23 protein-coding genes are annotated in these 22,381 nt (G+C 61.9%); 18 read left to right on the top strand and 5 right to left on the bottom strand.

The genetic code is table 11. The features are described 5' to 3' along the window. Positions 1 to 150 precede the first annotated feature (150 nt). Genes BM315_RS07790 through BM315_RS07800 form a run of 3 tightly spaced genes read left to right on the top strand, consistent with a single transcriptional unit; the run spans position 151 to position 2,785 of the window. Complete coding sequence (locus BM315_RS07790; RefSeq protein WP_090499538.1) at positions 151 to 1,482, top strand: MFS transporter; 1,332 nt, start codon at positions 151 to 153, stop codon at positions 1,480 to 1,482. Then, positions 1,479 to 2,171 carry a TIGR04283 family arsenosugar biosynthesis glycosyltransferase gene (locus tag BM315_RS07795; protein ID WP_090499540.1) on the top strand — a complete coding sequence of 231 codons (693 nt, stop codon included), beginning with the start codon at positions 1,479 to 1,481 and terminating at the stop codon, positions 2,169 to 2,171. Before BM315_RS07790 ends, BM315_RS07795 begins: the two co-directional genes overlap by 4 nt. After that, positions 2,168 to 2,785 (top strand): TIGR04282 family arsenosugar biosynthesis glycosyltransferase, encoded by a 618-nt coding sequence (locus BM315_RS07800; RefSeq protein WP_090499542.1) that lies wholly within the window; start codon positions 2,168 to 2,170, stop codon positions 2,783 to 2,785. The genes BM315_RS07795 and BM315_RS07800 overlap by 4 nt, the downstream gene beginning before the upstream one ends. Positions 2,786 to 3,013: 228 nt before the next feature. On the opposite strand, the gene BM315_RS07805 is transcribed toward BM315_RS07800, so the two are convergent. From BM315_RS07805 to flgA, 4 genes are all read right to left on the bottom strand, one after another. After that, entirely contained in the window at positions 3,014 to 3,763 is a 750-nt protein-coding gene (locus tag BM315_RS07805; RefSeq protein ID WP_090499543.1) for a flagellar brake protein, read from the bottom strand. An 83-nt stretch (positions 3,764 to 3,846) separates the two neighbouring features. Then, positions 3,847 to 4,314, bottom strand: a complete 468-nt coding sequence (locus BM315_RS07810) for a flagella synthesis protein FlgN (RefSeq protein WP_090499545.1) — start codon at positions 4,312 to 4,314, stop codon at positions 3,847 to 3,849. 293 nt (positions 4,315 to 4,607) lie between these two features. Beyond that, the gene (gene flgM / locus BM315_RS07815) at positions 4,608 to 4,943 is read right to left on the bottom strand and encodes a flagellar biosynthesis anti-sigma factor FlgM (RefSeq protein ID WP_090499547.1); all 336 of its coding nucleotides are present in this window, start codon (positions 4,941 to 4,943) and stop codon (positions 4,608 to 4,610) included. 168 nt (positions 4,944 to 5,111) lie between these two features. Further along, the gene (gene flgA / locus BM315_RS07820) at positions 5,112 to 5,894 is read right to left on the bottom strand and encodes a flagellar basal body P-ring formation chaperone FlgA (protein WP_090499549.1); all 783 of its coding nucleotides are present in this window, start codon (positions 5,892 to 5,894) and stop codon (positions 5,112 to 5,114) included. 76 nt (positions 5,895 to 5,970) lie between these two features. On the opposite strand from flgA, the gene BM315_RS07825 reads away from it, so the two are divergent. Beyond that, positions 5,971 to 6,906, top strand: coding sequence for a chemotaxis protein CheV (locus BM315_RS07825; RefSeq protein WP_090499551.1), 936 nt, complete (start codon positions 5,971 to 5,973; stop codon positions 6,904 to 6,906). 166 nt (positions 6,907 to 7,072) lie between these two features. Then, complete coding sequence (gene cheR, locus BM315_RS07830; RefSeq protein ID WP_090499770.1) at positions 7,073 to 7,900, top strand: protein-glutamate O-methyltransferase CheR; 828 nt, start codon at positions 7,073 to 7,075, stop codon at positions 7,898 to 7,900. A gap of 566 nt (positions 7,901 to 8,466) precedes the next feature. On the opposite strand, the gene BM315_RS07835 is transcribed toward cheR, so the two are convergent. Further along, the gene (locus tag BM315_RS07835; RefSeq protein WP_090499553.1) at positions 8,467 to 9,339 is read right to left on the bottom strand and encodes a response regulator transcription factor; all 873 of its coding nucleotides are present in this window, start codon (positions 9,337 to 9,339) and stop codon (positions 8,467 to 8,469) included. 417 nt (positions 9,340 to 9,756) lie between these two features. Here BM315_RS07835 and BM315_RS07840 point away from each other — a divergent pair, with 417 nt between their 5' ends. The 13 genes from BM315_RS07840 (at position 9,757) to BM315_RS07900 (ending at position 22,381) form a co-directional block, all read left to right on the top strand. Beyond that, positions 9,757 to 9,963, top strand: coding sequence for a Flp family type IVb pilin (locus BM315_RS07840; RefSeq protein WP_090499556.1), 207 nt, complete (start codon positions 9,757 to 9,759; stop codon positions 9,961 to 9,963). A 46-nt stretch (positions 9,964 to 10,009) separates the two neighbouring features. Next, positions 10,010 to 10,546 carry an A24 family peptidase gene (locus tag BM315_RS07845; RefSeq protein WP_090499558.1) on the top strand — a complete coding sequence of 179 codons (537 nt, stop codon included), beginning with the start codon at positions 10,010 to 10,012 and terminating at the stop codon, positions 10,544 to 10,546. A 15-nt stretch (positions 10,547 to 10,561) separates the two neighbouring features. Next, the gene (locus tag BM315_RS07850; RefSeq protein WP_090499560.1) at positions 10,562 to 11,899 is read left to right on the top strand and encodes an AAA family ATPase; all 1,338 of its coding nucleotides are present in this window, start codon (positions 10,562 to 10,564) and stop codon (positions 11,897 to 11,899) included. A 12-nt stretch (positions 11,900 to 11,911) separates the two neighbouring features. Next, positions 11,912 to 12,730, top strand: a complete 819-nt coding sequence (gene cpaB, locus BM315_RS07855) for a Flp pilus assembly protein CpaB (RefSeq protein WP_090499562.1) — start codon at positions 11,912 to 11,914, stop codon at positions 12,728 to 12,730. 133 nt (positions 12,731 to 12,863) lie between these two features. Continuing rightward, complete coding sequence (locus BM315_RS07860; protein WP_090499564.1) at positions 12,864 to 14,399, top strand: type II and III secretion system protein family protein; 1,536 nt, start codon at positions 12,864 to 12,866, stop codon at positions 14,397 to 14,399. Positions 14,400 to 14,696: 297 nt separating this feature from the next. Then, positions 14,697 to 14,969 carry a hypothetical protein gene (locus tag BM315_RS07865; protein ID WP_170862176.1) on the top strand — a complete coding sequence of 91 codons (273 nt, stop codon included), beginning with the start codon at positions 14,697 to 14,699 and terminating at the stop codon, positions 14,967 to 14,969. 7 nt (positions 14,970 to 14,976) lie between these two features. Further along, positions 14,977 to 16,317, top strand: coding sequence for a TadE/TadG family type IV pilus assembly protein (locus tag BM315_RS07870; RefSeq protein WP_090499568.1), 1,341 nt, complete (start codon positions 14,977 to 14,979; stop codon positions 16,315 to 16,317). Positions 16,318 to 16,507: 190 nt separating this feature from the next. Next, entirely contained in the window at positions 16,508 to 16,975 is a 468-nt protein-coding gene (locus BM315_RS07875) for a TadE/TadG family type IV pilus assembly protein (RefSeq protein ID WP_090499571.1), read from the top strand. Further along, entirely contained in the window at positions 16,975 to 17,469 is a 495-nt protein-coding gene (locus BM315_RS07880) for a TadE/TadG family type IV pilus assembly protein (protein ID WP_090499573.1), read from the top strand. Before BM315_RS07875 ends, BM315_RS07880 begins: the two co-directional genes overlap by 1 nt. Beyond that, positions 17,463 to 18,680 carry an AAA family ATPase gene (locus BM315_RS07885; RefSeq protein ID WP_090499575.1) on the top strand — a complete coding sequence of 406 codons (1,218 nt, stop codon included), beginning with the start codon at positions 17,463 to 17,465 and terminating at the stop codon, positions 18,678 to 18,680. The genes BM315_RS07880 and BM315_RS07885 overlap by 7 nt, the downstream gene beginning before the upstream one ends. A 3-nt stretch (positions 18,681 to 18,683) precedes the next feature. Beyond that, the gene (locus BM315_RS07890) at positions 18,684 to 20,123 is read left to right on the top strand and encodes a TadA family conjugal transfer-associated ATPase (RefSeq protein ID WP_090499577.1); all 1,440 of its coding nucleotides are present in this window, start codon (positions 18,684 to 18,686) and stop codon (positions 20,121 to 20,123) included. Beyond that, complete coding sequence (locus BM315_RS07895) at positions 20,120 to 21,106, top strand: type II secretion system F family protein (RefSeq protein ID WP_090499579.1); 987 nt, start codon at positions 20,120 to 20,122, stop codon at positions 21,104 to 21,106. Before BM315_RS07890 ends, BM315_RS07895 begins: the two co-directional genes overlap by 4 nt. Before the next feature lie 306 nt (positions 21,107 to 21,412). Further along, positions 21,413 to 22,381, top strand: a complete 969-nt coding sequence (locus BM315_RS07900) for a type II secretion system F family protein (protein WP_090499581.1) — start codon at positions 21,413 to 21,415, stop codon at positions 22,379 to 22,381.

Consider the following 22,381-nt stretch of genomic DNA (forward strand, 5'->3'; position numbering starts at 1 on the left):
GCGGGGCAGGCACATGCTCGAATGCATCGCGCTTCGGCCTTGCGTCCCGTGCTCTATGCTTCAAGCATTTATTCATTTGTTGCGGCCATCGCGGCCGCGCCGTTCATATAGAGCGGTTCAGTCGTCAATCAAGGAGCTATTCGCAGAGTCATGCGCCTTATCTGGAAGTCTTTTCGTTCGCTGTATTTCGCCACCCTGCTGATGTTGCTGGGGTCGGGCTTGCTGAGCACCTACCTGGCGTTGCGCCTGGCTGACACGGTGGACGGTCTATGGGTGGGCGCCTTGATGGCGGCCAACTATATCGGTCTGGTGCTGGGCGGCAAGCTGGGGCACCGGCTGATCGGCCGGGTCGGGCATATCCGCGCTTATGTGGCCTGTGCCGGGGTTGGCACCGCGGCAGTTCTGGGGCATGGCTTGACCGATTGGCTGCCGGCCTGGCTGTTGCTGCGCATGCTGGTAGGCCTGGCCATGATGTGCCAATACATGGTGATCGAGAGCTGGCTCAACGAGCAGGCGCAAAGCAGTCAGCGTGGCCAAGTGTTCTCCGCTTATATGGCTGCCTCATACTTGGGATTGATCCTCGGTCAGTTGGTGTTGGTGGTCCATCCGGCACTCGGTCTCGAACTGCTGATGCTGGTGGCGCTGTGCTTTGCCCTGTGCCTGGTGCCGGTGGCATTGACCCGCAGGCTGCACCCGGCCCCCATGCATCCAGCGCCGCTGGAGTTGCACTTTTTCATCAAACGGGTGCCCTTGTCGCTGACCACCATTGCCGTTGCCGGCTTGCTGATTGGTGCGTTCTACGGTTTGGCGCCGTTGTATGCAGCCCGTATGGGCTTGTCTACCGAACAGGTCGGTCTGTTCATGGGGAGCTGCATTTTTGCCGGGCTGGTGGTGCAGTGGCCGCTCGGCTGGTTGTCGGATCGTTACGATCGGGCCGCTTTGATTCGTGGCTGCTCGGTGTTGTTGGCGCTGGCGGCGTTGCCGCTGGCGCTGATGCCCGAGGCGGATTTGTGGGTGTTGATTGGCGCCGGTTTCGTCATCGGGCTGTTGCAGTTCAGCCTTTACCCACTGGCCGTGGCCTTTGCCAACGACCATGTCGAGAGTGAGCGGCGTGTTTCGCTGACCGCGATGCTGCTGGTGACCTTCGGTGTCGGTGCCAGTGTCGGCCCACTGCTGGCCGGCGTGTTGATGCGCTTTTGGGGCGCCAACATGCTTTACGTCTTCGTCTGCTGTTCGGCCTTGATCCTGATCTGGCGGGTGCGCCCGGATAATATTACCCACCTGCATCAGGTCGATGATGCTCCGCTGCACCATATTGCGACGCCGGACAACATGACCAGTTCGCCCCTGGTCGCCGCCCTTGACCCCCGGGTCGACGAGCACGTCGTGCAGGAGCAGATGCTGGACATCGCCGCCGCCGGCATGGCCGCCGCTGGAGCGGTTGATCCTCTCGATCAGGACGAGAAGATGCCGCAGTCGTGACGCCTTTACTCAGCGTAATCATCCCCGCACGCAATGAGGCCACGGCGTTACCCTTGTTGCTGGCGGATCTGGCGCCGTTGCGCGCGGCCGGAGCCGAACTGATTGTGGTGGACGGCGGCAGCAGCGACGCGACCTGTGCGCTGGCTGCGGCGCAGGCCGACAAGGTGCTTGAGACGAGCGCAGGACGTGCCCTGCAAATGAATGCCGGTGCCGCTGTCGCGCGTGCTGAATACCTGTGGTTCGTACATGCCGATACCCGGGTCAGTGCCGCGTCTATCCGGCATTTGCTGGCTACGTTGGCTGAGCGGCCGATCTGGGGCCGTTTCGATGTACGTTTGTCGGGCAGTGGCCTGGCTTTGCGCTTGATAGGTACGATGATTAATCTGCGCTCGCGGTTGACCGGTGTGGCGACGGGCGATCAGGCGATCTTTGTCGCCCGTGAGCCGTTTGAAGCGCTGGGTGGTTACGCGGACATCCCGTTGATGGAAGACATCGAGCTCAGCGGGCGCTTGAAGAAACGGGCGCGTCCGCGTTGCTTGCGTCCTCCGCTGTCAACTTCAAGCAGACGCTGGGAGCACGATGGTATTTGGCGTACCGTATTGTTTATGTGGCGTTTGCGGCTGGCCTACTATCGTGGCGTCAGCCCGGACCAGTTGGCGCGGCAGTATCATCGAGGGCCACCGCTATGAACCTGTCTATTTCTCTGCACATGCTGGCACGTGCGCCAGTGCCGGGGCGGGTGAAAACCCGGCTGATCCCGGTGCTGGGTGAAGAGGGTGCGTGCGACCTGCAGCGGGTACTACTCGAGCGCGCCCTGCAGCTTCCGGCTGCAGGGTTCAGTCAGCGGTTTTTGTGGCTGGACGACAGTCCGGATGCGCAACTGCAGGCACTCGCCGATCGGTTGAATTGGACGTTGGTCGAGCAGCCTGCTGGCGACCTGGGTGAACGCATGCGTCGCATTGCCACATTGGGCCTGGCGGAGAGCGATGCCGTGGTGTTGATCGGCAACGATTGCCCGGCGCTGGATGGCGACTACCTCAGTGGCGCCTGTGAGGCGTTGCACGGGCAACCTGTGGTGCTGGGGCCGGCGGAGGACGGCGGCTATGTCCTGCTCGGCTTGCGTTGCGTCGATCCCGCGCTGTTTCACGCTATGCCCTGGGGGACCGACCAGGTGTTGAACATGACCTGCGAGCGCTTGCAGCAGCTGGATTGGCATCATCGGCTATTGCCGGTGCTGTGGGATGTCGATCGCCCGGAAGACCTGCCGCGCCTGGCAGCGCTGGGCATTCGGGTCGAAGTCTGACCAGTCCCCGCGGTTGGGTTGGTCGTGACCTCGGCAGGCACAGCGTATTCCCGGACTCGCTGGTGTTCATCAGCGTCCGCAGCGTCCGCAGCGTTCGAATTTGACCGATATTGCCATGCTGGCGAGACGCTGGTGGGAGGGGCTTTAGCCGCGATCATGGGCGCTACGCGCCAGCGCCGCTGAAGCGCCTCCCACGGTCAATTTGCAGCGCTCCTGCCGGGCAGCCCCCTAGAACAAGCCGTCGCTGTCGAAACGGCGTGCCTCGCGCTGCAGTTGGTAGACGAAGCGCTCGACCTGGCGTTGCTCCAGGCCGCTCATGCGGTGGAAGCGCACGCCGGCAAAGGTCGTATCGAGTTTTTCTTCATACTGCACATGGCGCAGTTCCACTGCGGTGGTCATCGCGCCGAAGGGCAGTTGAGCGGTGAAGCGCTCATAAACCTGGCCGGAATGCAGGCTGCTGGCGACGTTGCCTGGCAAGCGCAGCTTGCAGCCTGTGGCGGAAATATCCAGCAGTAGTCCCTGGACTGGGCTGCGCAGCTTGTCGCCGGCCAGTTCGATCCTGACCTGATCGGATTGCTTGAGCGGAGCCCTGAAGGCATTGCGCCGCTGATGGTAATGCACAGCTTCAGGCATGGGGCTGAAGTAACAGCGTGCCCCCTGGTGTTCTGCTATCTGTACCGGTTGCAGGCACTCCCAGGCCACGCGCACACCTTCATGGAAGGCTTCGATGCGAAAAGGTTCGCCATTTTGCAGATAGCGTTCGGCATCGTTGGGGATCATCTCATCAAGAATCAGGCGATTCTTGTCGCGATCGACTTCGATCAGGTAGCTCTGAAAACGTTGGCTGCGTTCGTGGAAGGTGATAACCAGCGGGTCATGGTGCTGTTGCAGTTGGCGCAGATTGGCCACGATTTCCACGGGGGCTTTGAGAACCTTCGGTGGTTGCGGGCCATCATCCTCGATAAAGGGGTTGGACACGGTCCAGAACTCTCCAGGCAAATACGATGGCGCTAGGATGCCGGCATTATGACAGCATTTTTCCTGTGCCTTGTTATAAGTGTTCAGGCCTGACTGAGCGGGCGCTGCTGGCCGATTCTAGCGGTACTGCCGCGGCTGTCATAGAGGCTGGGGGTTTCGCCGCCACGGAGAATGCCGAGCATGTTGCTGGTCGTGGCCTGGTTGGAGCGAATCAAGCGACCGTTGCGTAAGTTGCCAGCCTGGCAACGTTCGAGCAGTGTCTGCAGTTGGTCGCCGCGCGCGAGCAGTTCAGCGCCCTGGCTGGAGCGTTCGGCAAGGGTTTGCAGGCCTGCGCGATCGGCGCTCAGCTGCAGGCTGAGGAGCAGTCGGCTGCGCGCCTGGCCGTGTTGGTCGAGTTGCACCAGCAGCGGTTGTTTCTTTCCCAGAATGCTTTGCAGGCGAACCAGGTCGCGCTCGCCGAGAGCCTGGAATTCGTCATCGAGCAGCTCGAGCAGTTGCTCGGCGCTGCCGATGTCGTCGTTGAAAAGCTCAAGCAGGGTGGTGTCGTGCATCGCAGGCTCTCAGGTGTCAGCGGGCCGTAGCAGCGCTATTGCGCTGTAAGGCTAACATCCCGGCGTTGCCTTTAGCCGGCGGTTGAAAAACTACCTACGAGGGCGATACGGCGTTAAAAATGGCCTCGGGTGCGAGCCCAGTCAAAATGCTCATTTACAACAGTAAACTCCGCTTTTGACTCGCTTCGCTCGCCCTGCGGGCCAGCCTACGGCTGTTACTCCGCTGCGCTACGTTGCGGCAATTTTTGCCTTGTCTCGCCTGCCTCGCCTACGTTTTTCAACGGCCAGCTAGACTAGCGCTGGGATTCGAAATCGAGCAGTTTGCCGGCAACGCGCTGGCTGTCGACCTGGTAGCTGCCGTCAAGGATCGCTTGTTTGAGCTGGGCAACCCGCTCTTTATCGACGACTGGTTGCTCGGCCAGTTTTTCACTGATTTTTTGCAGCTGTTGCGCTTCGCGACTGAGCTGTACCGACTCACCGCTCTTGCTGGCGTCTGCCTGCTGGGCTGGAGACGGGCTGGTCGCTTTGTCGCTGATGGCTTCATTCCGGCCACCAGGCTGAGCACCGCCCACACGCCCTGAATTGGCGGGGGTGGCGGCATTGTTTAGCCGGTTGAAGTCGATGACCATGATGCAAAACCTCGAACAGTGTTTGGACGCTTGCCTGGTTCTCGGCCGTGTCTGCAGAAACTTTAGAGAAATAACCGGTGTTTCGACAATTTGTTTTTCAACAAGCAGATTAACCACAGTGTGAAAAGTCGTAAGTCGACCTGGCCAAAGCTAAGGCGATAATCGTGCCTACATGGCCACTTCAACCTGCCCCGGCCCTATTACCCGCGCTTTGACGATACGTTTCGAGCGTTGGTTGCGCACGCTGATCTGTTTGCCGATGGCCCCGTCCGACAGGGCTTCGCCCGGCATGCGCACGCTCATGCCGCCGCTGTGTGCGCTGATCACCACCTGATCGCCTTTGCGGATGACCTCGGCCTGTTCGACGTGCCCCGGCGCCACTACCTGATCCGGTTGTAATGGTCGCGTCAGTTTTTTGCCGACCGCCTGTTTGAGGCTGGTCAGGTAGCCTTGGTTGAGCAGGCCGACATCACGTTCCACCAGGCTCACATCCATGTCGCTCAGCACGGCCTCGCGCTTGAGCGGGCGGATGGCGGTGACCACGTCACGGTACAACCTGACCTGCCCGGGAACGAAAACCGTCCAGGGTGAGCTGCCATCGCAGCGCACCCGCATGGTAACGCGGCCAATCGGCTGGGCCGGGCTTTCCAGGGTGACCGTCAATTCCTTGTCGCACAGCGGCAGGCGCAAACGTGGATCGAGACGGTTGATTTCAATCTCATGCCGCCCCTGGATTTCGCTGCGCTGCAGGTAGTCGGCCACCGTCAGCTCAAGAAAGCTGTGGGTAGTGCCGATAAGCTGTTCAGGCAAGGTTGCCGCGGCAGCAGCCAGCGAACTGTAGCCGAGCGCGAGCAAAGCAGGTAAAACTGCCAGCCAGTAGCGGCCTTTTGCCGTCAGGTCTCGATACCTGCGTCGATAAAAGTGTCGAAAAGTTGTCGTTTCTGCGTTCATGCAAAGTGACTAGCAAGGCGCGTGCCGCCTGCTACGCTGGGCACAATGTGCGCGACTCAAACAGAGGGGTTTGAGCATGGCCGGTGTAATGGATTCGGTTAACCAGCGCACCCAGTTGGTTGGTCAGAATCGTTTGGAACTGCTGCTGTTCCGCCTCGATGGCGGGCAGCTGTATGGCATCAACGTATTCAAGGTGAAGGAGGTGCTGCAATGCCCCAAGCTCACCATCATGCCCAAATCCAGCCCTGTCGTGCGGGGGGTGGCGAGCATTCGCGGGGGCACCATTCCCATCCTCGATCTGTCCATGGCGACCGGGAGACCGCCGTTGCAGGATCTGCAGAACAGTTTCGTCATCATTACCGAGTACAACACCAAGGTTCAGGGCTTTCTGGTGCATTCGGTCGAGCGCATCGTCAACATGAACTGGGAGGAGATCCATCCGCCACCCAAGGGGGCGGGGCGCGATCACTACCTGACCGCAGTGACCCGCCTGGACAAGGAGTTGGTGGAAATCCTCGATGTGGAGAAAATTCTCGCCGAGGTGGCGCCGACGTCCGAGGTGATATCTGTCGGCGTTGTCGATGCCAACACCCAGAACAAGGCGCTCAGCAAGCACGTCCTGATCGTCGATGATTCATCGGTGGCGCGTAAGCAGGTGATTCGCTGCCTGCAAACCGTGGGGGTCGAGGTCACGGCGCTGAACGATGGCCGGCAAGCCCTGGATTATCTACGCAACATGGCGGACGAGGGCCGGCATCCCGGTGAGGAACTGCTGATGCTGATTTCCGACATCGAGATGCCGGAAATGGACGGCTATACCCTGACCGCAGAAATCCGCGGCGATGCGCGCATGCAGAAATTGCACATCCTCCTGCATACTTCGCTCTCCGGGGTGTTCAATCAGGCCATGGTGAAGAAGGTCGGCGCCGATGATTTTCTCCCCAAGTTTCGTCCCGATGACCTGGCATCGCGGGTGGTCGCACGCATCAATGAAGTGGATCAAACCTCGTGAGTGTGGCCGAGTGGCGCAGGCACTGCGTCGCGCAACAAAAATGCAGGCCCGGGGCCTGATCTGTGTTTAACACCGTATCTGCGACTGCAGCCGTTTTGCTTCGGCCTGACGACAGGGCAGAGGGTGCATCTTTCAGTGCGATATTTTGATTGGCGAGGCCTGGCTAGTGTCTTCAGGTAATGTGGATTTTGAGCAGTTCCGGATTTTTCTGGAAAAGGCCTGCGGCATTTTACTGGGTAGCAATAAGCAGTACCTGGTATCCAGTCGGCTGAACAAATTGCAGGAACAACACGGGATCAAGACCCTGGGTGAGCTGGTGCAGCGTATGCAAAGCCAGCCACGCAGCGGTTTGCGCGAGCAGGTGGTGGATGCCATGACCACCAATGAAACCCTGTGGTTTCGTGATACCTACCCCTTCGAGGTGTTGAAGAACCGGGTCTTGCCCGAGTTGATCAAGGCCAATCCGGGGCAGCGCCTGCGTATCTGGTCGGCGGCCTGCTCGTCGGGCCAGGAGCCTTATTCGCTGTCGATGAGCATCGACGAGTTCGAGAAAACCAATATCGGCCAGCTCAAGGCCGGCGTGCAGATCGTCGCCACCGACCTTTCGCCGACGATGTTGGCCAATTGCAAATCCGGCGAGTACGACAGCCTGGCGATGGGTCGGGGGCTGTCGCAGGAGCGTTTGCAGCGCTATTTCGATCCGAAGGCGCCGGGACGCTGGGTGGTCAAGCCGGCGATCAAAAGCCGCGTCGAGTTTCGCCCGCTGAACCTGATGGACAGCTATGCCAGTCTGGGCAAGTTCGACATCGTGTTTTGCCGCAACGTGTTGATCTATTTTTCCGCCGAGATGAAGAAAGACATTCTCACGCGCATTCATGCCATGTTGAAACCGGGTGGCTACCTGTTTCTCGGCGCATCGGAGGCACTCAACGGTCTGCCGGAGCGCTATCAGATGGTGCAATGCAGCCCGGGGATCATCTACAAGGTCAAGTGAGCCGGTTGCACGGGCTTGCACTATCAGCGGGAGGCCAGTGGCCTCCCGTTTTGTTAGACGACGTCGGCGTTTGCCTCGTCGTCAGACGCGCCCAGCTGAAGGAGGGCCGCCCCGGCGCGATGCTTTTGCTTGTTGGGCGGACTGCGCCCGCCATCGCCGCGGGGTCGGGCCTCCTACAGCTCTTGTGGGAGGGCCGCCCTCGGCGCGATGCTTTTGCTTGCGGGCGGACGTTGTCCGCTATCGCCCCGAGGTCGGGCCTCCTACAGGTGTTGTGGGAGGGCCGCCCTCGGCGCGATGCTTTTGCTTGCGGGCGGACGTTGTCCGCTATCGCCCCGAGGTCGGGCCTCCTACAGGGGAATGCGGTGTTTGATGCTTTTGTAGGAGGCCGCCCCGGCGCGATGCTTGTGGGCGGACGTTGTCCGCTGTCGCCCCGAGGTCGGGCCTCCTACAGCTCTTGTGGGAGGGCGGAGCTCCGCCCCGGCGCGATGCTTGTGGGCGGACGTTGTCCGCTGTCGCCCCGAGGTCGGGCCTCCTACAGGGGGAGGCGGTGTCTGCTGCAAGCAGGGTCAGGCGCGAATGCCGGGCCTCAGGCCATCGGGTACTTCGGTCGTCGGCGGTTCGGGTGTTGCTATCACCGGTACTGAGGGGTGGCAGACCTGGCGGTATTCGCTGGGGGTGCAGCCGACGTATTGCTTGAAGGCGCGGGCGAAGTAGGACGGGTCCTTGAAGCCGGCTTCGTAGCCGATGCTGGTGATCGGCATCTGGCTATGGTTCAGCCGCTCCTTGGCGAAGTCCATGCGTTTGTTCAGGACGTAGTCCATGAAGCCGACACCGACGACTTCCTTGAACAGCCGGCTGAAGCGAAAGGGCGTCATGCCGAAGCGCTGCGCCAGTGCCTTTTGGTCGATGCTTTCGCGAAAATGCTGCTCGATGTAGTCCAGTACCTTGTTCAGGGCCTGGTGCTTCTGGTGCTCAGCCGTCAGCCTGATGCTGTCCGGCAGGGACGGGTGGCGCTCGACCAGCGGCTTCTGCTGCTGGCCATAAGGGCGGCGGCGCAACTCACACAGCTGATTGAGCGAGTGCAGATAGCGGCTTTTCTCGGCGGCCGTGAGCGGCAGCACCATGTATTCCCACACCCGCGAACGCATGGCCCAGATGGCCAGCTCTTCCGAGTGTTGCACGGTGAACATGGTGATCGGCAGCGAGGGCGCGGAGCGTTTGATCTCCAGCAACAGGTTGAGGCCGAGCGCATCCGGGCGGTCGAAGTGCATGCAGAGCATGTCCGGCTGTTGCGCGTGGGCCTGCACGGGCAGGACGCTGTTTTGCGCCAGCCGGCAATCGCAGCTTGAACGGAAATGCCCGATCAGCTCTTCAACCGATCGGTCATGGGTTAAATCGAACCATAACAATAATGGCTTGCTGGCCGAGTTAGACTTCATACCCTTAGCTCTGCGCCTCAGTGTTGTCTCTCCCCCGCCTTGAGTATTGTCACTATGCCAGTACTGTAAAGATCAAATTCTGATAAGAGAAAACAAGTCAAGTTAATTTGCTTCTATAGCTTGCCGCGAGCCCAGTGTTAGCTGGGCTTTCCGCTCTTTTTCGTCGCGCCGGGGAGCCACCGCTGGTCGCTTGCGAATCGGAGTCATCCGTAAGTCATTCCTTTTCCTGGGTTTTCCATTGCTGGCGCCGCGCGCGCTGTCGGTATTTTTGCTGCCTGGGCAATCGCTGCAAAAAAGTCCTGGTGATTCGCAAAAATCTCCTAACCGCTATTTTTCCCGCCGACTAGGGTTCAAGCAGGCGGGGCAGGCAGTGCCGCCGATTCCTGGAAGAACAACTTTTCTAGTGAGGTGGGCGAAATGACTTTTCAAGCAATCAAGACTGCGGTGATGAAGTTCGTTGAGGACGAGGATGGGTTGACGGTTGTTGAGTATGCAGTCGCAGGTGGCCTGGTAAGCCTCGTGCTGGTTGCAGCATTCACCGCATTGGGACAAAGCGTGTGCGGTGTAATTAATGCACTGATTACAGCTATTGGTGGCACAGCAGCTAGCTGCGCCACTCCTTAATTGGCTGAGATCTTCATTAACAACCTAAATAAAAGGCAATACGGCTATGGCTCAAGGGCAAATATTTGCTGCAGTTTTGCTGCTCGGGCTCTTGCTGATAGCGGTGGTGAGCGATGTGCGCCACCACCGCATTCCTAACTTGCTGATACTGGTTGGCTTGATTCTGGCACTGGCTGTCCAGGCCTATACCGGAGGTTGGCCAGGGCTGAGGAACGGTGCGCTGGGGCTGCTGATCGGTTTCAGCCTGTTTATACCTTTCTACGCTCTAGGTGGCGTGGCGGCCGGCGATGTGAAATTGATGGCGATGGCGGGCAGTTTTTTAACTTTGGGTACGAGTATCTGGGCAGTGGCGTTAACTGTAATAAGTGGCAGTTTATTGGGTGTTCTTTTTCTGATTTACAAGCGGCAGTTTTGGCGGTCGTTACACCGATATTGGGTGATGCTCAGTTTGCGTACCTATGTGCCAACCGTTGAGGGCGATGCTATCCGAATGCGTTTCCCATACGCCCTGGCCATCTTGACCGGTACAGCATTCAGTTTGGTTTGGCGGCCTGTGGGACTACCGGCAGGAATATTGGGTTAGGAGGAGGTCGGCACTATGTACGCCATCAGCGACAGCGACGCCTACCCCAGCGAACGTGAGGCCGTGGAGCGCCTGGCGCCGCAGCCGCGGAGCATTCGCGAGACCGGCCTGGCGGACAATTTGCTCGGCGACCTGCTGTGCAAGCACTTGCACGATGCCGGGGTGCTGGGTATGCCGCAGCTGGTCGAGCGCCTGGCGCTGACCGGCGCGGTGCTGGAAGAGATCCTGGCGTTTCTGCGCAAGGATGGCCGGGTCGAGGTACTCGGTCAGGCGGGCGGCCAGACCGCCGCCCAGGGGCTGCGCTACGGCCTGACCGAACGTGGTCGCAGCGCCGCCCGCGATGCCCTGGCGCGCAGCGGCTATATAGGTGCGGCGCCCTATCCGGTGAGCAGTTACCGCTCGCTGCTCAAGGTGCAAACCATTCACCACGGGCGCATCACCGCCCGCGACATGCGCGCCTCCTTCGGCGGCGTGGTGCTGAGCGAGGGCATGCTCGACCAGTTGGGCGTGGCCCTGAATTCCGGGCGCGCCATCATGATTTACGGCCCGGCGGGCACCGGCAAGACCTATATCAGCAGCCGCCTGATCCGCCTGTTCGCCGAGGCCATCTGGGTACCTTACGCCATCGCGATCAACGAGGCGGTGATCGAGATCTACGACCCCCAGGTGCACCAGCGTCTGGATGACACGGACGCGCAGCAGAACAGCCTGATGCTCAGCGAGGGCATCGACCGTCGTCTGCTGTGCTGCAAGCGCCCGGTGCTGATCACCGGCGGTGAGCTGAGCATGGAGCAGCTGGATATCCGCTATGACCCGTTCAGCCGCCAATACCAGGCGCCGCTGCAGCTCAAGGCCAGCAACGGCTTGTTTATCATCGACGACATGGGCCGTCAGCGCATGGCGCCGGCCGAGTTGCTCAACCGCTGGATAGTGCCGATGGAGGAGAAGCGCGACTTCCTCAACCTCGGCGGCGGCCGCCACTGCGAGCTGCCATTCGACCTGGTGCTGGTGTTCTCCACCAACCTCAACCCGCTGGAGCTGGCCGACGAGGCCTTTCTCCGGCGGATCGGCTACAAGCTGCACTTCAACTACCTCAAGGCCGATGAGTACGAGCGCATCTGGCGCCAGGAGTGCGAGCGCCTGGGCATCGCCTATGACCCGGTGCTGCTGCGCTATGTGCTGCAAGGCTTGTACGAGACCGAGGGCATGCCGCTGGTGCCGTGCCACCCGCGCGATCTGCTGGGCATGGCGCAGGATCGCCAGCGCTACCTGGATGGTGACGGGCCGCTGTCGCCGCAGGAGCTGGAGTGGGCCTGGCGTAACTACTTTATCCAGCTTGATTTTCTTGGCTAAGGAGATACAGACATGAGCGCGCGTACCCTGACCCTGGTTGCCCTGTCCCTGATCCTCGGGCTGGGCGCCGCCTGGATGGCCAACAACTGGCTGAGTGCCCGACTGAATGCCGGCCCCGACGACAACCTGCAGAGCGTGGTAGTGGCCACGGTGGAAATCCCCTTCGGTCAGATGATCGAGGCCCAGCACGTCAGCCTGGTGCGCATGCCCAAGAACACGGTGCCGGACGACGGTTTCGATGCCACCGACAAGGTGATCGGCAAGATCGCCACCTTCAGCATGCTGCGCGGCGACATCCTGCGTGGCGCGCGGCTGGCCGAGCACCTCGGCGGCAGCACCCTGGCCTCGCTGATCGGGGCGGACAAGCGCGCCATCTCGGTGCGGGTCGACGACGTGGTCGGGGTCGGTGGCTTCCTGCTGCCGGGCAACCGGGTCGATGTGCTGGCGACCAGGAAGGTCGGTAATAACAGCGAAGCCGAGTCGAAGACCATCCTCGAAGACCTGCGGGTACTGGCCGTCGACCAGACCGCCAGCACCGACAAGACCCAGCCGGTGGTGGTGCGCGCGGTGACCCTGGAGATGAGCAGCGTAGAGGCCGAGGTGCTGGTCAAGGCGCAAACCGAGGGCAGGCTGCAACTGGCCCTGCGCAACCCGCTGAACAACCAGAAAAAGCTCGAAGCCGCACCGCTGGCACTGGTCGAGGCGCCTGCGCCGACGCCGGTCGCCGCTCCGGCGCCGGCCAAACCGCTGGTGCGGCGCAGCGGCGGCGCTGGTGTAGGGGTCACGATCATTCGCGGTACCGCGGTGGAGGCGACCAAGGTGCAGTTGTAGGGCGGGAGAGGGGAGGCGCGAGCCAGGCGGGGTTCTCGCGCTCCCCATTCTCCTCACGGGACGAATGCAGTGGTAGCGGTTTTCCGCTGCTGGGCTAAGCCGGCAAGGCGACATAACAAGCAAGGAGTAGGGCATGGAGATCATCCTGAGACTCAGGTCATACGCGCTGTACGCATTGGGCGCCTGGCTGTTGTCGAGCATCGCGGTACAGGCGGCTGAAGCGCCGCCGGCGGTAAGCAGCATGCCGGCAGCCAATATCAGCAATATCGAGGTGCCGATCTATAAATCGCGGGTGCTGAGCACGCGCGCCCCGGTGAAGAAAGTCTCGGTGGGCAACCCGGAGATCGCCGATATCCTGATCACCAGCCCGACCCAGCTGTACCTGCTCGGCCGCTCCCTGGGCAGCACCAACGTGCTGCTGTGGGATAGCCGCAACCGCCTGATCGACAGCCTCGACCTGGAAGTGGTACACGACCTCGGCGGCTTGAAGGGCAAACTGCACCAGTTGATGCCCAACGAGCGCATCGAGGTCTTCAGTGCCCAGGGCGCGCTGGTGCTGCGCGGCCAGGTGAGCAGCGCGGCGGCCATGGATACCGCGGTCAAGCTGGCCAAGACCTATAGCGCCCAGACCGCCAGCGTGGTCCAGGGCGAGGGTGAGGCGGCGGCTGCGGCGCCGACCCAGTCGCTGGAGGTGATCAACCTGCTCACCGTCGGCGGTAGCCAGCAGGTGATGCTGGAGGTCAAGGTGGCGGAGATGCAGCGCAGTCTGGTCAAGAGCATCAATGTGCGCTTCAACGCCCTGGACTTCGGCTCTTCCAGCCGCTGGTCCACGGGGGGCTTCAACAATGGCGTCGGGCCAGGCGGGATTCCGATTGGATTCGTGCCCGATCCGGTAAACGATGGCTTTATCGTGCCCGATCCGACCAGCCTGATCGGCAGCGGCAAGGGCTTCCTCGGCCAGTTCCTCTCGGACAACTTCCTGTTCAACGTGGTGCTGGAGGCGGCCAAGGACAACGGTACGGCCAAGGTGCTGGCGGAGCCGACCCTGACCACCCTGACCGGGCAGCAGGCGGAATTCATTTCCGGCGGCGAGTTCCCCATTCCGGTATCCGACGATGATGGCATCACCATCGAGTTCAAGGAGTTCGGCGTCGGGGTGAAATTTCTGCCGGTGGTGCTCGACTCGGGGCGGATCAACCTCAACCTGAATGTCTCGGTCAGCGAGCTGGTGGCGGCCAATAGCCTGGTGGTGCAGACCGGCGAGCAGGTGGTGGGTACTGCCTTGCTGGTGCCAGCGCTGACCAAGCGCAGCGCGCAGTCCACGGTCGAGCTGGGCAATGGCCAGACCATCGCCATCGCCGGTTTGATCAGCGAGAACACCCGCGATTTCGTCAGCCGCTTCCCCGGCCTGGGCGATGTACCTGTGCTCGGTCATCTGTTCCGCAGCCAGGAGTTCGTCAACGGCGAAACCGAGCTGGTGATCCTGGTGACGCCGCACCTGGCCAAGCCGGTGGACGCCAGAAGCGTACGCCTGCCCACCGAGAAATTCGTCGAGCCGAGCGACCTGGACTTCTACCTGCTCGGCAAGACCAAGGGGCGTGAAGCCGGGCGTCCGGTGCCGGTCAGCCTCGGCACCAGTGAGGGTAGTTTCGGCCACGATTTGAATTAGTCGTAGGTTGGGTTAGCGGCGCTTGTATGCCCGGGCAAGTCACAGATTCGAGGCGCCGCGTAACCCGTCAGCAGGTACACCGTAATTAAGGGTTACGCCGCGCAGAAAATGCGGTTTTGCCGGGCATTGCCTGGGCGGATAACCCAGCAGGATGGGTATAACTTTGCTTAACCCAGCAGCATGGGTATCGCTTCGCTCAACCCATCCTACGGTCTAGCCGGCTGGCCGGTCGGGTCAAATTTGCAAGGGTGGCTCGCCTGGCGGGCCGCACAGGATCAACCAGTGGAGGCAACCACGATGAAACGCACAATGATTGTGACGCTGCTGTTGCTAGGGCCAAGCGGTTGCATGACCTACGAGGAGGGCCGGGTCGGTCCTTTGGGTTCGAGTATCTACGACGTCAACTATCAGCAGATTGCCGACAAGCAAGTGGCGGCCAACCCCGGTACCGAGGTATCGCCCAGCGGCACCGATGGCCCGCTGACGGAAAAAGTCATGGATGGCTACCGCGGCGTCACCGGCGACGCGCAGCAGGTCGGCCAACCCATCCAGATCAATATCGGTAACTGAGGGCTGGATGATGAAACCCCGTATGCACCGACCGTTCACCACGCTGCCACAACGCCAGCGGGGGGCGGTGATTGTCCTGATCGTGGTGGCCATGCTGGCGATTCTGGCAATGGCCGCCTTGGCCCTGGATGGTGGGCATATGCTGGTGAACAAGACGCGCCTGCAAAATGCCGTGGATGCGGCAGCGTTGAGCGGGGCCAAGACCTTGAGTCAGGTGAGTGGCGATCCCATGGGCTATCTCGCAGCGGCGGCCGCAGCACGGGATACCCTGACACGTAATGCCTATGCCGATGGTAACGGCGAGTTGGCCGATGCTATCGATGCTCCGGACTTTGTTATTGAGGTGAAATTTTCCGACAGCGTCTACGGATCTTTCAAGTACCCCCCCGAGTCGGAGGATCCCCGCTATGTGCGAGTTGAGGTAGCCAACTACAAGTTGAGCGAGTTTCTCTGGGGCATCCTGCGGCACCCGCTACTAATAGGCGATGGCTTTGCTCCGAATAAGGCCGTTGCCGCCATCGCCACCGCCGGTCCGAGTCCAACGGCTTCGACCTGCAAGATCGATCCTGTTGTGGTATGCGGCGATCCGGCTCAATACGACCCTGAAAATGGCAACTTCTGGGGGTATAGGTATGGCGACTTGCAAACGCTGACCTGCGGTACGCCCGGTAGTCCAAGTGCGGGTAATTGTCAGTTGCTACGGCTCGGCGATAGTACGGGCGGTGCGGATATCCGCCAGGCGTTTTGCGCCGGAACCGAACAATGCATCGATGACACTGGCTGGGTGGATACCGAACCAGGTATCACCTGGGGGCCGGTGGCCCAAGGCCTGAATACGCGGTTAGGGCTGTACAACGGCCCCGTCGACCCGGCGAGCTGCCCTCCGGACTGGTACACCAATTACAGCGAGCCACTGGTCGCAATGGACAGCGGCGTGCCTAAGCAGAATGGGGCCGTGGTCGTTTCCGCCAATGGCGATCTGTCGGCCGGCGCCGCCCAGTTGACTGATGTCAACGATTGGAAGAATGCCTATCTGGGCTGTGCCGCAAGTCCTGGTTCCTGCTCGGGGGTCGCCGAGCGCCGCGTCCTCAATGTCGTGATCGGCAATTGTGCCGCAGTGGCGGGAGGGGGGGCGACCTCGGTGCCAGTGCTGGGATTCGGCTGCTTCTATTTACTGCAGAAGGTCGAGCAAAGCGGTGAGAAGGAGGTCTTCGGCCAGTTCATGCGGGAGTGCGAAGGAAGTGGTTACGCCGGGCCGGAGCCGGCTGAGGATGTAGGACCACAGATCATCCAGTTGTACAAGACCTATATCGGCGAGGGTGTTAGGGAGTCGAGCCACGACTCCTAGGCTCACCTGGCAATCGGTCGGTGTAGCCCGGATAAATCCGGAGAGGCGTAAGTCTCGTACAACACCGATCCCGGATTGCATCCGGGCTACGAGGCTTCGCCAGCAAGCCGGCTCTTACAGGGTGGCTGCCTTGCAGCACGCAGGTCGCAATAGCAATGGATTGATTAAATTTCTGATAAGGAGGTGTGCGATGAAAGGTTCTGCTTTCAAGCAACTTCAGCTCCAGCGTGGCGTGGCCATGGTCGAGTTCGCCATCGCCCTGCCGTTGCTGTTGTTGCTGTTGCTGGCCATCGGCGAGTTCGGGCGCATGCTCTACCACTACAACAACCTGCTGCAGGCCAACCGTGATGCGGTGCGCTACCTGGCCGGTCATTCTTGGAACACCACTCTCGGCCGGGTGGTGATCGATACCACGCTCACGACTAGAACCAAAAACCTCGCAGTTTATGGTGTGCCTGTTGCCCAGCCTGGCAATGAAGTAGTGCCGGGGCTGACTACCGCCAATGTAACGGTCAGCACGATAGGCACCGAGCATGTCCAGGTCAGCATCAATTACGTATTCCAGCCGGTTATCGGCGGCAGCCTGCCGGCGCTGATCGGTAACGCCATCCCGCTGAACATCCCACTGGTGGCCACCACCGTGATGAGGGGGCTGTGATGAAGGCGGTAAACAGACGACGCATGCACGGGGTGTATGTGGTGGAGTTCGCCATCATAGGTGTGCTGCTGTTCACCCTGCTGTTCGGCGTGCTGGAAATGGGCCGGCTGCTGTTCACCGTCAATGCCCTGGACGAGGTGGTGCGACGCGGCGCGCGTCTGGCCGCGGTTTGCAATGTCACCGATTTAGAGCAAGAGAAAGTGAAACAACGGGCGATCTTCAACAACGATGGCGAGGATGACAGCCCGCTGATCGCCAATCTCACAACCAGCGATCTGACCCTGGCCTACCTGAACGAGAACGGCGCCGAGGTGCTCAATCCCACCAGCGACAACGGCTTCCGCGCTATCCGCTATGTCCAGTTGCGAGTGGATAATTTTACTTTCGACCTGCTGATTCCGGTGCTTGGAGGAAACATTGACCTCCCGGTATTCAGGTCGACCCTGCCCAGAGAAAATCTCGGGCGAAGTGTCGAGGGGGATACAGAATGCTGACGGCCAGAGAAGTCCCTGTAGCCAGAGCTACTCACAAGCAATGTTTGCAGCTCTTGATCAGCAGCCGCGACGCGGCTGCTCTCAACCATTTGAAGGCAGTCAGTCAACGTCTGCCCAATTTGCAGGTGAGCACACGCCTGGTGAGCAACGGCCATACCGATCCGCTCTATGGCCTGGAGCATATGCCCGACCTGCTGCTACTGCGGGTCAGCCATCTGTGGCGCGAGGAGCTGGCGGCCCTGCTGCTGCGCCCGGCCCATGAGCGGCCGCCGTTGTTGGTCTGCGGGCCGCTGGAGGAACGCGAGGGCATCCGCCTGGCGATGCAGGCCGGTGCCCGGGATTTTCTGCCCGAGCCGGTGGCCGCGGATGAGTTGTTGGCCGCCCTGGGCCGGATGATCCATGAGACCCGGGCGGGACAGGCCACGGGCGGTCAGCTGATCGCGGTGATGAATGCCAAGGGCGGTTCGGGCGCCACCCTGCTGGCCTGTAACCTGGCCCATCAGTTGAGCGTTGAGGGCGGCAGCACCCTGTTGCTCGATCTCGATCTGCAGTTCGGCAGCGTCGCCCACTACCTGGACGTGGTGCCGGCACACAGCCATGTGGATGTGCTGCAACAGATCGAGGAAATGGACAGCGTCGCCTTGCGCGGTTTCTGCAGCCATTTCAGCCCGACCCTGCACGTACTGGGCGGGCGTAGCGGTGAGCTGTGCCTGCCGCAGGATGTGCGTCTGGAGCAGCTGGAGGCGCTGTTGCGCCTGGCGCGCAGCAGTTACGACTGGGTGGTGGTGGATCTGCCGCGGCAGATCGACCACCTCACCGGCACCACCCTGGAGCAGGCCGACCGGGTCTATGTCCTGGTGCAGCAGAGCCTCAGCCACCTCAAGGACGCCACCCGCCTGGTGCGCATCATGCGCGAGGAGCTGGGGGTGCAGGGCGACCGCCTGCGGGTGGTAGTCAACCGCTACGACAAGGCCTCGCCGGTCAGCCTGCAGGATATTGCCGAGGCGCTGCGCTGCGGCGATCTGCAGAAACTGCCCAACGACTATGCGGTGGTCAGCGCCAGCCAGAACACCGGGGTGCCGTTGCAACTGCATGCGCCACGGGCGCCGGTGACCCTGGGCATGCGCGAGTTGAGCCAGGCGTTGCACGGCAGCAAGACGGCCGAGCAGGGTTTGCTCAAACGTACCTTTGGCCGACTTTTCGGGGGATAGACCATGCTCAGTGAGTTTCGCAATCGCCTGCGTCAGCAGTCCGCCAAGAGCGCGCCGGCAGCGGCGCAGGACGCGCAGGCCAAGGACGCGGAGGGCGTCAGCGCACCGATGGACTGGGAAAGCAGTGCACCGGATACCCTGTATGAGACCCGCTCGCGGCTCAACCCGATGGAGACCGAGTGGCGGGAGAGGATCTATCAGCAACTGCTCAAGGTCATGGACCTGTCGCTGCTCGATTCGCTGGAGCCGGCCGAGGCCGGACGGCAGATCCGCGAGCTCAGCCAGCGCCTGCTGGACGAGCATTCGGCGCCGGTGAGCGCCAGCAGCCGCCAGTTGATCATCAAGCAGATCACCGACGAGGTGCTCGGCCTCGGCCCGCTGGAGCCGCTGCTGGCCGACCGCAGCGTGTCGGACATCCTGGTCAACGGCCATGCCTCGGTGTACGTCGAGCGCTTCGGCAAGCTGCAGCGCACCGATGTGCGCTTTCGCGACGATCAGCACCTGCTGAATATCATCGATCGCATCGTTTCCAACCTGGGCCGGCGTATCGACGAGTCCTCGCCGCTGGTCGACGCGCGCCTGAAGGACGGCTCGCGGGTCAACGCGATCATCCCGCCGCTGGCCATCGACGGACCGAGCATGTCGATCCGCCGTTTCGCCGTGGATCTGCTCAATACCGAAAGCCTGGTGCAGATGGGCACTCTGACTCCGGCCATCGCCCTGGTGCTCAAGGCCATCGTCCGCGGGCGCCTGAACGTGCTGGTGTCCGGCGGCACCGGCAGCGGCAAGACCACCATGCTCAACGTGCTGTCGAGTTTCATCCCGCACAACGAACGGATCGTCACCATCGAGGACTCGGCCGAGCTGCAACTGCAGCAGCCGCATGTGGTGCGTCTGGAAACCCGGCCGCCGAACATCGAAGGCCGTGGCGAGGTGAACCAGCGCGAACTGGTGCGCAACAGCCTGCGCATGCGCCCGGACCGCATCGTCATCGGCGAGGTGCGTGGCGCCGAGGCGCTGGACATGCTCACGGCGATGAACACCGGCCACGATGGCTCGCTGACCACCATCCACGCCAATACCGCGCGCGATGCCCTGGGCCGGATCGAGAACATGGTGTCGATGACCGGCGCGACCTTCCCGATCAAGGCCATGCGCCAGCAGATCGCCTCGGCCATCGATGTGGTGATCCAGCTGGAGCGCCAGGAGGATGGCAAGCGGCGCCTGATCAGCGTGCAGGAAATCAATGGCATGGAGGGCGAGATCATCACCATGACCGAGATCTTCGCCTTCGTCCGCCGCGGCATGGGCGAACACGGCGAGGTACTCGGCGATTACCGGCCGACCGGCATGGTGCCGGCCTTCCGCGATGTGCTGGGCAAACGCGGCATCGAGTTGCCGCTTAACCTGTTCCGCCCGGAATGGATGGAGGGGCAGTCATGAATCAGATCCCCGGTGAATTTATCCTGGCGTTCCTCGGCATGGTGTTCGCCGCCGTGTTCCTCCTCAGCCAGGGCCTGGTGGTGCCGGTATTCGGCGAGGCGGGGCGGGTGCGCAAGCGTATCCGCGGGCGCCTGCATGTGCTGGAACATGCCAGCAACCTGCCGAATATGCAGACGGTGCTGCGGCAGAAGTACCTGCGCCGCCTGTCGCCGCTGGAGGCCCGACTGGAGCAGCTGCCGGCCATGGAGGCCCTGGCGCAGATGATCGAGCAGGCCGGGCATGACTACCGGGCTTATCGGGTGCTGTTGCTCGGGTTGATCCTCGGCGTGGTGGCGGGCATCGTACTGTGGCTGTTCACCCGGCTGTGGTGGCTGGCGCTACCGGTGGCCTTGCTGACGTGCTGGCTGCCGGTGCTGAAGATCGCCAGCGACCGCGGCAAGCGCTTCGCCCAGTTCGAGGAGGGGCTGCCGGATGCCCTGGACGCCATGTGCCGCGCCTTGCGCGCCGGCCATCCGTTCAACGAAACCCTGCAACTGGTGGCCGAGGAGCACCAGGGCCCGGTGGCCCATGAATTCGGCCTGACCTTCGCCGATATCAACTACGGCAACGACGTGCGCCGGGCCATGCTCGGCCTGCTCGAGCGCATGCCGAGCATGACGGTGATGATGCTGGTGACCTCGGTGCTGATCCACCGCGACACCGGCGGCAACCTGACCGAGGTGCTGGAACGGCTGAGCAGCCTGATCCGCGGGCGCTTCCGTTTCCAGCGCAAGGTCAAGACCCTGTCGGCGGAGGGGCGCATGTCGGCCTGGGTGCTGGTGGCTGTGCCCTTCGTGCTGGCGGCGGCGATTGTGCTGTCGAGCCCGACCTATCTGCCTTTGCTGATCAAGGAGCCCTTGGGTCAGAAGCTGATTATCTGGGCGTTCGTCGCCATGCTGATCGGGATTTTCTGGATCCGCAGAATTATCAGGATTCAGGTTTAGTGGCGCGACAGCGTTGAAATGTCGGTATGCGGTGTCTGCTGCCCCGGCGCGATGCTTTTGCTGGTTGAGCGGACGTTGTCCGCTATCGCCGCGAGGTCGCGCCTCCTACAGGGGAATGCGGTGTCTGCTGCTTTTGTAGACATCTGTGGGAACGGCTGGGCGGCACTCCGCCGGGCGGCGCTACCACAAAAAGCGACAGATGATTCATGTCGCGACACTGGCAGCTGTCGGATTTAGGCGTCCGTAGCGAGGGAAAGTCAGGTTTCAGGCTGCTAGGCACTGGCGTTGTTAGAGGAGGTATTGGTCATGGACTATCTGTTGAGTCTGCTCAATCGAGTGGTGGGCAACGAGGAGCTGGCGCGCCTGTTGTTCGTCGGCGCCATCGGCCTGAGTGCGGTGCTGGCGATGGTTACCCTGGCCATGCTGGTGTCGGGGCTGCGCGACCCGGTGCAGCGGCGCCTGACCCTGATCAAGCGTGGGCACGGCAGCCTGGCCGTCGGTCAGGAGGCGCCGAGCAACCTGCAGTTGATGCTGGAGCAGGTGGGCCAGCGCTTTGGCTCCGCCGAACAGGGCCAGGACTCGGCCACCCGCACCCTGCTGACGCATGCCGGTTATCGCTCGCCCGCGGCGGTGCAGTCCTACTGGGCTGTGCGCCTGCTGGCACCGCTGGTGCTGGTGGGGCTTACCCTGCTGGTATTGCCGCTGATCCCCAAGCTGTCCCTGTTCATAGGCATTGCCCTGGTGACCGCCGCTGCCGCCGTGGGCTGGCTGGCGCCGGCCATCTATGTCGACAAGCGCAAGCAGGCCCGCATGACCCGGCTGCTGGTGGCCTTTCCCGATGCCCTGGACCTGATGGTGGTCTGCGTCGAGTCTGGGCTGGCCTTGCCCCAGGCGATCGAGCGGGTGGCCGACGAGATGGCGGTCAGCCAGCCGGAGCTGGCGGTGGAACTGGCCCTGGTCAATGCGGAGATTCGCGCCGGCATTGCCAGTACCGAAGCGCTCAAGCACCTGGCCGAACGCACCGGCCTGGAGGACATCCGCGGTTTGGTCAGCCTGCTGGCGCAGAGCATCCGCTTCGGCACCAGCGTCGCCGATACCCTGCGTATCTACGCCGAGGAGTTTCGCGACCGGCGCACCCAGAAAGCCGAGGAGACGGCGGCGAAAATCGGCACCAAGCTGATATTCCCACTAATCTTGTGCCTGTGGCCGAGCTTTTTCCTGGTGGCCATCGGTCCCGCCATCATCGGGGTGCTCAAAGTCTTCGGGAAGGTATGA

Source organism: Pseudomonas borbori (assembly GCF_900115555.1).
Classification (GTDB): domain Bacteria; phylum Pseudomonadota; class Gammaproteobacteria; order Pseudomonadales; family Pseudomonadaceae; genus Aquipseudomonas; species Aquipseudomonas borbori.

Bases quoted from the DNA above. Each gene is read 5' to 3' on its own strand.
- BM315_RS07790 (WP_090499538.1), top strand. From the start codon at position 151: ATGCGCCTTATCTGGAAGTCTTTTCGTTCGCTGTATTTCGCCACCCTG.
- BM315_RS07825 (WP_090499551.1), top strand. From the start codon at position 5,971: ATGGCCGGTGTAATGGATTCGGTTAACCAGCGCACCCAGTTGGTTGGT.
- BM315_RS07895 (WP_090499579.1), top strand. From the start codon at position 20,120: ATGAATCAGATCCCCGGTGAATTTATCCTGGCGTTCCTCGGCATGGTG.
- BM315_RS07850 (WP_090499560.1), top strand. From the start codon at position 10,562: ATGTACGCCATCAGCGACAGCGACGCCTACCCCAGCGAACGTGAGGCC.
- BM315_RS07900 (WP_090499581.1), top strand. From the start codon at position 21,413: ATGGACTATCTGTTGAGTCTGCTCAATCGAGTGGTGGGCAACGAGGAG.
- BM315_RS07870 (WP_090499568.1), top strand. From the start codon at position 14,977: ATGATGAAACCCCGTATGCACCGACCGTTCACCACGCTGCCACAACGC.
- cpaB (WP_090499562.1), top strand. From the start codon at position 11,912: ATGAGCGCGCGTACCCTGACCCTGGTTGCCCTGTCCCTGATCCTCGGG.
- BM315_RS07810 (WP_090499545.1), bottom strand. From the start codon at position 4,314: ATGCACGACACCACCCTGCTTGAGCTTTTCAACGACGACATCGGCAGC.
- BM315_RS07860 (WP_090499564.1), top strand. From the start codon at position 12,864: ATGGAGATCATCCTGAGACTCAGGTCATACGCGCTGTACGCATTGGGC.
- BM315_RS07840 (WP_090499556.1), top strand. From the start codon at position 9,757: ATGACTTTTCAAGCAATCAAGACTGCGGTGATGAAGTTCGTTGAGGAC.
- BM315_RS07800 (WP_090499542.1), top strand. From the start codon at position 2,168: ATGAACCTGTCTATTTCTCTGCACATGCTGGCACGTGCGCCAGTGCCG.
- BM315_RS07890 (WP_090499577.1), top strand. From the start codon at position 18,684: ATGCTCAGTGAGTTTCGCAATCGCCTGCGTCAGCAGTCCGCCAAGAGC.
- flgA (WP_090499549.1), bottom strand. From the start codon at position 5,894: ATGAACGCAGAAACGACAACTTTTCGACACTTTTATCGACGCAGGTAT.
- BM315_RS07880 (WP_090499573.1), top strand. From the start codon at position 16,975: ATGAAGGCGGTAAACAGACGACGCATGCACGGGGTGTATGTGGTGGAG.
- BM315_RS07845 (WP_090499558.1), top strand. From the start codon at position 10,010: ATGGCTCAAGGGCAAATATTTGCTGCAGTTTTGCTGCTCGGGCTCTTG.
- BM315_RS07875 (WP_090499571.1), top strand. From the start codon at position 16,508: ATGAAAGGTTCTGCTTTCAAGCAACTTCAGCTCCAGCGTGGCGTGGCC.
- BM315_RS07885 (WP_090499575.1), top strand. From the start codon at position 17,463: ATGCTGACGGCCAGAGAAGTCCCTGTAGCCAGAGCTACTCACAAGCAA.
- flgM (WP_090499547.1), bottom strand. From the start codon at position 4,943: ATGGTCATCGACTTCAACCGGCTAAACAATGCCGCCACCCCCGCCAAT.
- BM315_RS07835 (WP_090499553.1), bottom strand. From the start codon at position 9,339: ATGAAGTCTAACTCGGCCAGCAAGCCATTATTGTTATGGTTCGATTTA.
- BM315_RS07865 (WP_170862176.1), top strand. From the start codon at position 14,697: ATGAAACGCACAATGATTGTGACGCTGCTGTTGCTAGGGCCAAGCGGT.